14 protein-coding genes and 1 pseudogene are annotated in these 11414 nt (G+C 38.4%); 5 read left to right on the top strand and 10 right to left on the bottom strand.

Annotated elements, in window-relative coordinates:
• Positions 1 to 35: 35 nt before the first annotated feature.
• The 3 genes from KNQ97_RS04800 (at position 36) to KNQ97_RS04790 (ending at position 1952) form a co-directional block, all read left to right on the top strand.
• The gene (locus KNQ97_RS04800) at positions 36 to 1241 is read left to right on the top strand and encodes a multidrug effflux MFS transporter (protein ID WP_253611934.1); all 1206 of its coding nucleotides are present in this window, start codon (positions 36 to 38) and stop codon (positions 1239 to 1241) included.
• A 200-nt stretch (positions 1242 to 1441) separates the two neighbouring features.
• Positions 1442 to 1567 (top strand): KGW motif small protein, encoded by a 126-nt coding sequence (locus KNQ97_RS04795; protein WP_000977276.1) that lies wholly within the window; start codon positions 1442 to 1444, stop codon positions 1565 to 1567.
• A 67-nt stretch (positions 1568 to 1634) separates the two neighbouring features.
• A complete protein-coding gene (locus KNQ97_RS04790; RefSeq protein WP_253611933.1) occupies positions 1635 to 1952 on the top strand; it encodes an NGG1p interacting factor NIF3 in 318 nt (105 codons plus the stop codon).
• On the opposite strand, the gene KNQ97_RS04785 is transcribed toward KNQ97_RS04790, so the two are convergent.
• Positions 1949 to 2749 carry an enoyl-CoA hydratase-related protein gene (locus KNQ97_RS04785; protein ID WP_000175549.1) on the bottom strand — a complete coding sequence of 267 codons (801 nt, stop codon included), beginning with the start codon at positions 2747 to 2749 and terminating at the stop codon, positions 1949 to 1951. The genes KNQ97_RS04790 and KNQ97_RS04785 overlap by 4 nt on opposite strands.
• Positions 2750 to 2858: 109 nt before the next feature.
• Between KNQ97_RS04785 and KNQ97_RS04780 the strand changes: the two genes are divergently transcribed.
• The gene (locus KNQ97_RS04780; RefSeq protein ID WP_001991184.1) at positions 2859 to 3449 is read left to right on the top strand and encodes a nicotinate-nicotinamide nucleotide adenylyltransferase; all 591 of its coding nucleotides are present in this window, start codon (positions 2859 to 2861) and stop codon (positions 3447 to 3449) included.
• Between the two features lie 70 nt (positions 3450 to 3519).
• Here KNQ97_RS04780 and KNQ97_RS04775 read toward each other — a convergent pair whose 3' ends face one another.
• The 7 genes from KNQ97_RS04775 to dapD form a co-directional block, all read right to left on the bottom strand.
• Positions 3520 to 4089 (bottom strand): CAP domain-containing protein, encoded by a 570-nt coding sequence (locus KNQ97_RS04775; RefSeq protein ID WP_001050698.1) that lies wholly within the window; start codon positions 4087 to 4089, stop codon positions 3520 to 3522.
• 121 nt (positions 4090 to 4210) lie between these two features.
• A complete protein-coding gene (locus tag KNQ97_RS04770; protein WP_001293529.1) occupies positions 4211 to 4672 on the bottom strand; it encodes a peroxiredoxin in 462 nt (153 codons plus the stop codon).
• Between the two features lie 17 nt (positions 4673 to 4689).
• A complete protein-coding gene (locus tag KNQ97_RS04765) occupies positions 4690 to 5376 on the bottom strand; it encodes a diphthine--ammonia ligase (protein WP_253611932.1) in 687 nt (228 codons plus the stop codon).
• 90 nt (positions 5377 to 5466) lie between these two features.
• The gene (locus KNQ97_RS04760) at positions 5467 to 5883 is read right to left on the bottom strand and encodes a hypothetical protein (protein ID WP_000771345.1); all 417 of its coding nucleotides are present in this window, start codon (positions 5881 to 5883) and stop codon (positions 5467 to 5469) included.
• A gap of 13 nt (positions 5884 to 5896) precedes the next feature.
• Positions 5897 to 6568 (bottom strand): 7-cyano-7-deazaguanine synthase QueC, encoded by a 672-nt coding sequence (queC, locus tag KNQ97_RS04755; RefSeq protein ID WP_001247780.1) that lies wholly within the window; start codon positions 6566 to 6568, stop codon positions 5897 to 5899.
• A gap of 40 nt (positions 6569 to 6608) precedes the next feature.
• Positions 6609 to 7319 carry a 7-carboxy-7-deazaguanine synthase QueE gene (gene queE / locus KNQ97_RS04750; RefSeq protein WP_000157724.1) on the bottom strand — a complete coding sequence of 237 codons (711 nt, stop codon included), beginning with the start codon at positions 7317 to 7319 and terminating at the stop codon, positions 6609 to 6611.
• 78 nt (positions 7320 to 7397) lie between these two features.
• Complete coding sequence (gene dapD / locus KNQ97_RS04745; RefSeq protein ID WP_021511065.1) at positions 7398 to 8219, bottom strand: 2,3,4,5-tetrahydropyridine-2,6-dicarboxylate N-succinyltransferase; 822 nt, start codon at positions 8217 to 8219, stop codon at positions 7398 to 7400.
• A 295-nt stretch (positions 8220 to 8514) separates the two neighbouring features.
• Here dapD and carO point away from each other — a divergent pair.
• Positions 8515 to 9264: pseudogene (carO, locus tag KNQ97_RS04740) on the top strand (ornithine uptake porin CarO type 1).
• A gap of 89 nt (positions 9265 to 9353) precedes the next feature.
• On the opposite strand, the gene KNQ97_RS04735 reads toward carO, so the two are convergent.
• Positions 9354 to 10277, bottom strand: coding sequence for a CysB family HTH-type transcriptional regulator (locus KNQ97_RS04735; RefSeq protein WP_001011052.1), 924 nt, complete (start codon positions 10275 to 10277; stop codon positions 9354 to 9356).
• 71 nt (positions 10278 to 10348) lie between these two features.
• Positions 10349 to 11410: a sulfate/molybdate ABC transporter ATP-binding protein gene (locus KNQ97_RS04730; RefSeq protein WP_000027499.1), complete on the bottom strand. Its 1062-nt coding sequence runs from the start codon at positions 11408 to 11410 to the stop codon at positions 10349 to 10351.
• Positions 11411 to 11414 lie beyond the last annotated feature (4 nt).

The following is an 11414-nucleotide window of genomic DNA, read 5'->3' as shown; positions in this document are numbered from 1 at the left end:
TACAATGTAAGTAGAATAAATAGTAGAGAAGAAAAATGAAGTCAAAAATCCATTTCCGTGAGTTTGCACTGCTGATGGCATTACTCATGTCTATTGTTTCTTTTTCAATAGATGCAGTTTTACCAGCTTTAGGTGAGATTGGACGAGTTTTTGACTTAAAGAATAATAATCAGACGCAATGGGTCATTATTGGTATTTTTTCTGGTATGACGATAGGACAACTCATTGCAGGGCCTCTATCCGACGCGATTGGTCGTAAGCGCATTTTATTTGCAGGAATTATTATTTATTTTTTGGGAAGTTTATTGTGCTTTACCACACAAAGTTTTGAATGGTTTTTAGTTGGCCGCTTCATTCAAGGGATTGGAGTATCTGGTCCTTACGTAGCTTCTATTTCAATTGTGCGCGATAAATACAGTGGTGCACAAATGGCACGTATTATGTCCTTAATTATGATGGTGTTTATGGTTGCTCCAGCAATTGCACCAAGTTTGGGGCAGCTCATTATTCATTTCTTTGGCTGGCGTGAAATTTTTGTTTTATACATGGTCTATGCCACAGTCGTTGGAGTGTGGGTAGCATTACGGTTAGAAGAGACGCTACTTCCTGAAAATCGTTTACCTATGCGCTTGCAAGCTTTTCAAGAGGGATTTAAAGAAGTGGTAAGTAATAAAACCACCATGAGCTATTTGTTATGTGCAGGCTTTTGCTTTGGTGGATTTATTGGTTACTTAGGTACTTCTCAGCAAATTTTTATGCAGCAGTTTGGTAAAACAGGGCAAGAGTTTAGTGCTTATTTTGCTGTGCTTGCTGGTGTAATGGGCATTGCTTCATTTACCAATTCTAAAATTGTCATGAAGTTTGGTATGCGTCCAATCTGTATTTATGGCTTTCTCGGTCTGTGCTTAATTTCATTAACTTTCTTAGGGATTCAACTTATAGGTGTGACTGTAGCATTTTGGATGTTTATGCTTTATGCCTGTATTTTATTTTTATTATTTGGAACTTTATTTGGTAATTTAAACGCGATTGCAATGGAACCTATGGGACATGTAGCTGGTATGGCATCAGCTATTATTGGTGCAGCTTCGTCCGTATTGTCACTTATTCTTGCCTCTATTATTGGGCAATTATATAACGGCACACTAATTCCAATGACTTGCGGTTTTGTCATTTTATGTGGTTTAGCATTTATGATGACAGTATATGAGAACAGATATTTAAAGAAATCGAATGCTTAAAGTGATTCAGAATAATGGTAGCTCACTGAATTAGAAAAATTTTCTTTAAACTTAAAGTAAAGGTAAGAAAATACATTTTTTAAGGACTTTAAGAAAATCTATAAGAGTATAGACATAAGTATATTTAACCCCTTATGCTTGGATTGCTGTTGGTTCAATTTTTGCTTTCTCTGTAACAACGATAAAAATCGGAGATCAAAATGATGAAAAACAAAAATCACATAAGAACGATGTACACAAGAGATAAAGGTTGGCGCTTATTTGGCTTGGCGCTTGCCATACAAATACTTTTTATTGGAGCAAATTATTTAGCAATGATGAGCTGACTTTGATTCGGAGTCTTCTTAAAGGGTATGATTTAAAGCTAATTACTAGTTTTGAGTCATTCTATTCATGTTAAAGCTGATTTATTACGTACCTGAGTCACATCTTGAGTCGACTAAACAGTCTATATTTGCGGTCGGAGCAGGTGGGATAGGGAACTATGAACAATGTGCTTGGCAAGTTAAAGGAATAGGGCAATTCAAGCCAGTTAAAGGAGCTGACCCTTATATAGGAGAGCTAGGTGAACTTGAACAAGTTGATGAATGGCGTGTTGAAACGATTGTGCTTGAAGAAAAGGCAAGTGCAGTGGCAAAAGCATTAAAGGCAAGCCATCCTTACGAAGAGCCTGCCTTTGAGTTTATTCAAATCATAGAAGTTGATTTTTAATTAAACTGTGAAAAGTCCGGTTTACGTTTTTGCATAAATGCCTGTACAGCTTCTAGCATTTCTGGTGATTGAACGCGTTGCATAAAGATTTCTGCTTCATGGTCAATACATTCAATAATCTGATCTAAATCATGTTTCATTAATGCTTTGGTTTGTTTTAATGAAGCAAGCGGTAAAGCTGTTAAGTGTTGGGCAGTTGCCTGAGCAGTGGCATAAGCATCTTCAACGATTTCATTAACTAAACCGGCTTGTACAGCAGTTTCTGCATTGAACTTTTTGGCAGTAAACAGTAGTTCAGCTGCTTTGTGATAACCAGCTTGTTTAACCAATAATTGACTTGCACCACCTTCAGGAGAAAGCCCAAGGCTAACAAAAGGAATTTGAAAGAGGGCCGTATTGTCGGCAAAAACGAGGTCTGCCTGTAATAAAATCGTAACACCAATACCAATTGCCACGCCTTTTACTGCAATAATAAGCGGCTTCGATAATCTGGCAGCAGATTTAAGGAGTACAAATGGAGGAACTTGACCTGCTGGACCAGCATTCGGATTTTGTACAAAACCCATAAAATCTTTCATGTCATTACCAGCGGTAAAGTCATGTTCGGCACCACGTAGAACGACTACTCGTACATCTTTATTTTGGTCGGCTTCATCAAGTGCTTTGGCAATCCATAAGTAAAGTTCGCCATATAATGCATTTTTTGCTTCTGGGCGATTTATGGCTAAGGTGAGTACGCCACCTTCTAAATTTGCTTGTAAATGTTGATGAGGTTGTTGAATACAGCTAAGTGTCATCGTACTATCCTTGCTTTAAACCACGTTGTTGATTTTTAGGTTCTCATTATGGCGCATATTTTTTGTAATGAGCGTAACTGGTGAGTTCATAAAAAGTGAAAAATTAATTATGTATACATTTGACTATCTCGTTTTTATAGGTCGTTTTCAGCCATTTCATTTGGCACATATGCAAACGATTGAAATTGCACTGCAACAAAGTCGCTATGTGATTTTGGCTTTAGGTTCTGCCCAAATGGAACGTAATATAAAAAATCCGTTTCTTGCAATTGAACGAGAACAAATGATTTTATCTAATTTTTCATTAGATGAGCAAAAGCGCATTCGTTTTGTACATGTGGTTGATGTTTATAATGATGAGAAGTGGGTAAAACAGGTTAAATCATTAGTAAATGGTGTAATAGAACCGAACTCAAAAGTTGGTTTGATTGGCCATTTCAAGGATGAGTCATCTTATTATTTACGACTATTTCCAGAATGGGTGATGGTCGAACTTGATAGCTTGAAAGATTCGATTTCTGCAACTCCAATGCGTGAAGCCTACTATCAGGGCAAAATTAAAACGGATGCATTTCCCAAAGGCACCATTCAATTTTTGGAAGAATTCCAAAATACACCGTTATATTTACAGCTACAACAAAAGTTTTTACAGGCAGACCATTCAAATATTGAGGAAACCGTGTCGTCTCATAAAGAATGAGTCGATCTAACTAAAGAATCTCTGGTTTTTTTAAGTAGTTTGAATTGTTTGATACCTTTTTGAGTCTACTTTAAAAACCTGCAAATTGTTGTGTCCAGTAGCTTCTTTGTTTAGCAGACTGGTCAGAAGCACATGCAATGGCATATTCGGTATATCTAGGGTTCATGATATTACTGCAATGCAGAGGACTGGCGATCCATTTAGCCATGACCTCATTTAAAGTTTTTTGTCCACTCGCGACATTCTCACCATTGGCTTTACTCAGCATATGATATTTTTTTAATCTCGCTCTTAAATCTAAACCTGTTGAGCCAACATGTCCAAGAAAGTTGTTATTTGCCATATCTTTAGAGTGAGCACTTGCACCTTGATATAAATTATTATTCCAGCTTAAAGGTTTAGCTGCAGAAAAATACTGCTGACCACATTGACGAGGATGTTGTCGAATTTCATTAATTGCATTAAGCATAGCTTGTCGGTAAGCAGGATTTTGTAAGTCTTGGCAGCTTATTTCTATCGATGATTTTTGAACTTGTGGTGTAGAAGAGCTCAGTGTAGGAGGAGTGCTTGATGAATTAACGGAGCAGGCAGCAATAACAAGGCTACAAGGCAATAAAGTACAAACTTTTAGTAGATTCATAGCAATGCCTGAGTTCGAGTTATTTTAATATTTTTATCATACGCCAAATTAAAATGGCTGAGCAATTTATGTGCGTGTAAAAAAGCGAGTATTCAACTCGCTTTTTTGTTACTCAAGCTTATTAAGCTGTTTGTAATGCTTTTAAATCTTCTAAAACCTGTTCAGCATGGCCGGCTGCTTTCACCTTACGGTAACTTTTAACTAAGGTTTTATTATGGAAAATAAAAGTAGAGCGTTCGATCCCCATTACTTTTTTCCCATACATATTCTTTTCTTTAATCACATCAAAGTGTTTGCAAAGTACTTCTTCTTTGTCACTAATTAAATCGATTGTTAGTGCCTGTTTTTCTGTAAAGTTTTGATGGGCTTTTACCGAGTCGCGTGATACTCCAAAAATGCGAGCACCTAAAGCATCAAATTGATCTTTTAAACAAGAAAAGCCGACAGCTTGTGTTGTACAGCCTGGCGTTGAGTCTTTAGGGTAGAAGTAAATAATCAGCCATTCATTATCGACTTCAGCCAAATTAACTTCGCCGTGTGTGGTTGGGAAAACCTGATTTGGCAGTTGAATATTCTCAGACATTTCTTATCCTTTAAAAGTTAAATTTGATCTAATTCAAGTGGTAAAAAAGCATATTCTTCATGATAAACAATATCGAGCTTTCTTACAGGAATAGCTTTGTTAAAAATTGGACCATCAATCACAGTGGTATGAAATTCACCGCCTTCTCCAGATGGATCAATTCCACGGTTTTCAAGTTCCTGTATATATTCTAACGATAACACTTGACCTAAATCTTCCACCTTCATCCCGAGTTTAAGGTTTACAGTCACAACTACACTCTGAAATCCAAGTTGAATAAATTCTTCAACAACTTCACGATGGGGCCTTAGCCAGAGCGGCATTCCTAATTTAAGGCCCACTGTTTGAGTAACACGATCATGCCAACAACCATGTTCCGGCATATCTAAATCACCTGTAACCAGTACCTCAGCACCTTTTTGTTTGGCTTCATTTAATAAGTTGATGAATTTATTTTCATAGTCATTCCAGCTAGATGAGGCCATAAATACAGGTAAGCCAATTGCTTGTGCTTGCGCCCGAATAATATCAAGTGGCATTGCATGTGAACGGGAGCGTTGTCCTTGCTCTTCTAGCATAACGATTAAACCAATTACGTTACCAGTTTGCATGGCATGATAAAGTGCAAGAGAGCTATCTTTACCTCCACTAAAGGAAACAATTGACGGTCTGTTATGTGCGTTAGTTTTCCATTGGTCTTGCATGGCTTATTTCAAATGGCGAGATCGGTGTCATTTTAACAGAGCTATAAAAAAGCCTGCATAAATGCAGGCTTAATTTGGAGCAACAAAAGCTTATTTTTTAGGAGCTTGTTGTTGAGCTGCTTTCATTGCTTCTTCAGTTAATTTCTCAAGCTTAGTTGTTAACTGAGGACCGAAACATGCTTTAAGGTCACGGTTTTGCTGTTGTACAAAAGCTAAAGAGCTTGGGCTTTTCTTCGCATTGATTGCGCTTTGAATTTCCCATTTTTGTGCTTCAGTCACTTTACCTTGCGCTTCAACTTGGCAGCTACAGAATTTACTTACTTCAGCTGAACTTAATTTACCGCCTTTTGCAGTTTGGTCTTTACAAACGTTGATTAATGCACCTTTAACGTTAGTGCTTTTATATGCTGCTTGAACTGGGTTTTCAGCTGCTTGAGCTGAACCAGCCATAAGTGCAGCTGCTGAGAATAAAGATGAAAGAATAAGATTTGATTTTAACAACTTCATAAATTTTACCTACTTATTGCGGTATATAGCGTGTTGGATCGGTAACACCAGCATCGATAAAGCCTTCTTTACGCAAACGGCAACTGTCACATTTACCACACGCACGTCCTTGAGCATCTGCTTGGTAGCAAGATACCGTTTGACTATAGTCTACGCCATGTTCAATCCCTAAACGTATAATATTCGCTTTGGATAAATGTAACAGGGGTGTTTCAAATTTAAGAGGTTTTCCTTCTACGCCAGCTTTAGTTGCTAAACGAGCCATATTGGCAAAAGCATCAATAAATTCTGGGCGACAGTCAGGATATCCTGAATAATCAACGGCATTGATGCCAATAACAATCGCTTCAGCATTGAAAACTTCTGCTGCTGCTAAGGCATAAGAGAGGAAAATTGTGTTACGTGCTGGTACATAAGTTACAGGAATACCTTCTTGTAATTGTTCTGGTACAGCAATGTTATGATCTGTAAGTGCAGACCCGCCTAAATTGGCTAAATCGATATTAATTACACGGTGTTCGACACCTGCACGCTGAGCTAATGCTTTTGCGGCATCAAGTTCAGTGGTTGAGCGTTGACCATACATAAAACTAATAGCAATACATTCATAGCGCGCTTGTGCCCAAGCTAGGCAAGTGGTTGAGTCTAAGCCGCCTGAAAGTAAAACAATGGCACGAGGGCGCATATTTTTCTCCATATTCGGAATGATTTATTTTATTGAACGATTAGCGACCTGATTCATCGTTCCAGAGCAGTTTATGTAACTGTAGCTGGAAACGTACAGGCAGTTTGTCGTCCAGTATCCACTGTGCCAGATCACGTGCTAAACGTGGCAGGCCAACAGCACCTTTTTCAACTGCAAAAGCAGGGGAGAACCAGACAGTACTGACTTTGGTTTGCAGTTGATATTGTTCAACTTGTTGTTTTGACCATTCATAGTCTTCACGATTACAAATCACAAATTTGATTTGGTCACGCGGTGTTAAATGGTCAAGATTACTGATGAGATTACGGTGTTCTTCACCAGAAGTTGGAGTCTTTAAGTCGAGGACTTTTGAAACACGCGGATCCACTCTTGATACATCAAGAGCGCCACTGGTTTCTAGGGAAACGTCAAAACCGGCGTCACATAAACGTTGTAATAAAATTAAGCAATTGGGTTGTGCTAGGGGTTCACCGCCTGTTACACAAATATAAGGCGTTTGATATTTTTCAGCCGTTTCAATAATGTGCTCAAGTGATAAGCGTTCGCCACCTTCAAAAGAATAGGTGGTGTCGCAATAACTACAACGTAAAGGGCAACCTGTGAGACGAATAAATACAGTCGGTAGGCCAGAGGCATTTGCTTCACCCTGCAAGGAGTAAAAAATCTCGGTAATGCGTAGACCGGACGCAGGGTCAGAGACAGGAATTGCAGAGGAACGTAAGGAAGCCATTCTAGAAATACCACACTATATAAAAAATAAAATCTCTACGATCAGTGTTGATCGTAGAGATGTTTGATCAAACTGAAATTAGTCAGCGCGTAACAAATCGTTCAAACTTGTTTTTGCACGTGTTTGTGCATCAACTTTTTTCACGATAATTGCAGCGTATAAGCTGTATTTACCATCAGCTGACGGTAAGTTACCTGGTACAACAACTGAGCCAGCAGGAACACGGCCGTAATGGATTTCACCAGTCTCACGATCATAAATACGTGTAGATTGACCGATATAAACACCCATAGAAATAACAGAGCCTTCTTCGACAATAACACCTTCAACGATTTCAGAACGTGCGCCGATAAAACAGTTGTCTTCAATAATGGTTGGGTTAGCTTGTAATGGTTCTAAAACACCACCGATACCAACACCACCTGATAAGTGAACGTTTTTACCGATTTGAGCACATGAACCTACAGTTGCCCATGTATCAACCATTGTGCCTTCATCTACGTAAGCACCAATGTTGACATAAGATGGCATTAACACCACATTTTTAGCTTGGAAACTACCACGACGAGCAACAGCAGGAGGAACAACACGAACACCCGCAGCTTTAAATTGCTCTTCAGTCCAACCAGAGAATTTAGTTTCAACTTTGTCGTAGAAACGAAGATCACATGACTCGATTGGTTTATTGTCATTAAGTTTAAATGATAATAAAACAGCTTTTTTTAACCATTGATGAACAACCCATTCACCATTGATTTTTTCTGCAACTCGAAGTGTACCGTTATCTAAACCAGCAATTGCTTCTTCAACAGCTTGGCGAATTTCGCTTGGGCAATCTGTTGCAGTGAAATTTGCGCGGTCTTCAAATGCTTGCTCAATGATCGTAGAAAGCTGAGACATGATCTTCCTTCCATAAAAAATTTTAAAGATTTTACACTAATTTGTGACAAGAATCTTTCAAAAAACGTGTTACGTTTAATTGATGATATAAATGAGGTAAATCGAAATAAGCTTATTAGATAATCAAGTGTTTTTTACACAAAAATGATTTGAAAATAAAAATTTAACTCAATTTGTATCAAAAAATAACAGAAATCTAGCATTTTTTGTATAAAAAAGAATCTAAGCTGTCATTATTATGATTTCAGTCACAAGATGAATAAATTAAAAACAAAGCCTTTTTGAGGAGAAAACTATGAAAGCATTACGTGTGTTAGTCACAACAACAGCTTTATTCGCTGCTGGTGCCGCAATGGCAGATGAAGCTGTTGTTCATGACAGCTATGCATTTGACCAATAACAATTACTTCCTGTAGGGGTGCGTGCTGAGGTAGGTACAACTGGTTACGGTGGTGCTTTATTATGGCAAGCCAACCCATATGTAGGTTTGGCTCTGGGTTATAACGGCGGTGACATTTCGTGGACAGATGACGTCTCTGTAAATGGTACTAAATATGACCTAGATATGGATAACAATAATATTTATCTAAATGCTGAAATACGTCCTTGGGGCGCTAGTTCTAATCCATGGGCTCAAGGCTTATATGTAGCTGCGGGTGCTGCTTATTTAGATAATGATTATGACTTAGCTAAACGTATTGGTAATGGCGAAACATTATCAATTGATGGTAAAAACTATCAACAAGCAGTTGCTGGCCAAGAAGGTGGTGTAAGAGGTAAGATGAATTATGAAAATAATATCGCCCCTTATGTAGGTTTTGGTTTTGCACCGAAATTTAATAAAAATTGGGGTGTATTTGGTGAAGTAGGTGCTTACTATACAGGTAATCCAAAAGTTCAGTTAACTCAATATAATCTTGCTCCTGTGAATGGTAACCCAACGTCTGCTCAAGATGCAGTAGATAAGGAAGAAAATGAAATTCGTAATGACGATAAATACAAATGGTTACCAGTTGGTAAGGTTGGTGTGAACTTCTACTGGTAAGATCACAAAAGAAAAACGAGCTACGGCTCGTTTTTTTGTACTTAATAAAAAAATAAAAGAGCTAAAAAGCTCTTTTATTTTTTTAATTTTTACTCATCTGGATAGGCAATTTTTTTCAATGCTTTAATGTCAGCATCAGGTGAGCATAAAGAAATAAACTCATAACCATAACCACGTAATAAATGGCCTTTGCGAACAGCAATCCATGTGGTGTTGACACCAAAGATATCAGTTTTAATTTGTTTTAAACGATAATCACGTTCTGCATCGTAAGCGACATCATTGACAATTCCGACGCCCATTCCGAGTTCAACGTAAGTTTTGATAACATCGGCATCAAGCGCAGACATTACAATATCGGCATCAATTTGTGCATCTTCAAATGCTTTATCGATCTTTGAACGACCTGTAAAACCGCCGTGATAAGTAATTAGTGGGTATTCAGATAAAGCATCAAGATCAATTTTATCGAGCTGTGTAAGTGGGTGATCTTGAGGAGTAATAATGCTGTGCTGCCATTGATAGTATGGAATACTTGCTAAATTTTCTTCAGTTGTTAAAGACTCTGTCGCGATACCAATATCAGCTTCACCTTGTAAAAGCATTTCTGCAATTTCGACAGGACTTGCTTGTTGCAAAATCAAATGAACTTTTGGAAATAGTTTCTTAAATTGATTGACGATTGGTGGTAATACATAACGTGCTTGAGTATGAGTTGTTGCAATCGTTAAAGTACCTTCGTCCACTTTATTAAAGTCATCGGCAAGACGTTTAATATTTTCAGCATCTACAAGCATGCGTTCTACAATGCTAAGGAGTGATTGACCGGGTTCAGTTAAACCCAGCAGACGTTTACCTTTACGGACGAAAAGTTGTACGCCTAATTCATCTTCTAAATCTTTAATATGTTTACTTACACCTGATTGAGAGGTGTATAACGCGGCAGATGCTTCCGTTAAATTAAAGTTTTGGCGTACTGTTTCTCGGATAATTCTTAATTGTTGAAAGTTCATTTACACTTTTCCTCAAAAGAGGTGAGGAACGGCTTTAAATACCGCGAGATGGCTCCTCACCAAATAATTCCTTAAGCAACTTGATCTGCAAATAGGTGAAGTTGAGATGCACTTACCCAAACAGTTTGATTTGGTTTAAATGCATGTTGTTTTGCAGCTTCACTGCTCAGAGCAATCTCAATTAAACGTCCATTACGATCTTGTAATTCCGCCACTACTTTTCCAGCAATCCAGACTTCACGTACAAAAGTTGCTTCAATTGTATTTGCCTGTGGTTGCGCATGAATATGTAACTCATCCGGACGGGCAAAAGCAATTACTTTTCCTTGCGGTGCCTGAACTGTGGTCGGTAATTCGATACGATCATTGCCAATACGGATAATACCGCTTGCATGTTCACCTTCAAAACGATTTGCTTGACCCAAGAAATCAAATACAAATGGTGTTGCAGGTTTTTCGTAAACTTCACGCGGAGAACCAATTTGTTCGACGTTACCTTTATTCATCACAATAATTTGGTCTGCTACTTCAAGTGCCTCTTCCTGGTCATGGGTTACGAAAATTGAAGTGATATGCAGCTCATCATGCAAGTTACGTAACCAGCGGCGTAATTCTTTACGGACCTTAGCATCTAGTGCACCAAATGGTTCATCAAGCAATAACACACGAGGTTCTACGGCAAGTGCACGAGCTAAGGCAATACGTTGGCGTTGACCACCAGAAAGCTGGGCTGGGTAACGGTCTGCTAAAAAGCCCAATTGAACCAAATCAAGCAGACGAGTCACACGTTTTTTAATTTCGGCTTCCGATGGGCGTGTGGCACGAGGACGGACACGTAAACCAAAGGCAATATTGTCAAATACGGTCATGTGACGGAATAAAGCATAGTGCTGAAAAACAAAACCGACCTGACGTTCACGGACATGTACATTGGTTGCATCTTCTCCTTCTAGTAAGACTTGACCACCATCTGCTGATTCTAAACCCGCAATAATACGAAGTAGCGTCGTTTTACCGCAGCCAGATGGGCCGAGTAAGGCAACCAGTTCACCCTCTGGGAAATCGAGTGAAATATTTTTAAGCGCATGGAATGCACCAAAGTGTTTTTCAATATTTTTAACTTGAATACTCATGATT

This window comes from Acinetobacter sp. UC24323, assembly GCF_024151445.1.
Lineage (GTDB): Bacteria > Pseudomonadota > Gammaproteobacteria > Pseudomonadales > Moraxellaceae > Acinetobacter > Acinetobacter baumannii.
This window is presented reverse-complemented; position numbering and strand designations above follow the sequence as displayed.

Bases quoted from the DNA above. Each gene is read 5' to 3' on its own strand.
- KNQ97_RS04785 (WP_000175549.1), bottom strand. From the start codon at position 2,749: ATGACACTTAGCTGTATTCAACAACCTCATCAACATTTACAAGCAAAT.
- dapD (WP_021511065.1), bottom strand. From the start codon at position 8,219: ATGTCTCAGCTTTCTACGATCATTGAGCAAGCATTTGAAGACCGCGCA.
- KNQ97_RS04760 (WP_000771345.1), bottom strand. From the start codon at position 5,883: ATGAAGTTGTTAAAATCAAATCTTATTCTTTCATCTTTATTCTCAGCA.
- KNQ97_RS04775 (WP_001050698.1), bottom strand. From the start codon at position 4,089: ATGAATCTACTAAAAGTTTGTACTTTATTGCCTTGTAGCCTTGTTATT.
- KNQ97_RS04735 (WP_001011052.1), bottom strand. From the start codon at position 10,277: ATGAACTTTCAACAATTAAGAATTATCCGAGAAACAGTACGCCAAAAC.
- KNQ97_RS04780 (WP_001991184.1), top strand. From the start codon at position 2,859: ATGTATACATTTGACTATCTCGTTTTTATAGGTCGTTTTCAGCCATTT.
- KNQ97_RS04800 (WP_253611934.1), top strand. From the start codon at position 36: ATGAAGTCAAAAATCCATTTCCGTGAGTTTGCACTGCTGATGGCATTA.
- KNQ97_RS04790 (WP_253611933.1), top strand. From the start codon at position 1,635: ATGTTAAAGCTGATTTATTACGTACCTGAGTCACATCTTGAGTCGACT.
- KNQ97_RS04765 (WP_253611932.1), bottom strand. From the start codon at position 5,376: ATGCAAGACCAATGGAAAACTAACGCACATAACAGACCGTCAATTGTT.
- queC (WP_001247780.1), bottom strand. From the start codon at position 6,568: ATGCGCCCTCGTGCCATTGTTTTACTTTCAGGCGGCTTAGACTCAACC.
- KNQ97_RS04770 (WP_001293529.1), bottom strand. From the start codon at position 4,672: ATGTCTGAGAATATTCAACTGCCAAATCAGGTTTTCCCAACCACACAC.
- queE (WP_000157724.1), bottom strand. From the start codon at position 7,319: ATGGCTTCCTTACGTTCCTCTGCAATTCCTGTCTCTGACCCTGCGTCC.
- KNQ97_RS04730 (WP_000027499.1), bottom strand. From the start codon at position 11,410: ATGAGTATTCAAGTTAAAAATATTGAAAAACACTTTGGTGCATTCCAT.
- KNQ97_RS04795 (WP_000977276.1), top strand. From the start codon at position 1,442: ATGATGAAAAACAAAAATCACATAAGAACGATGTACACAAGAGATAAA.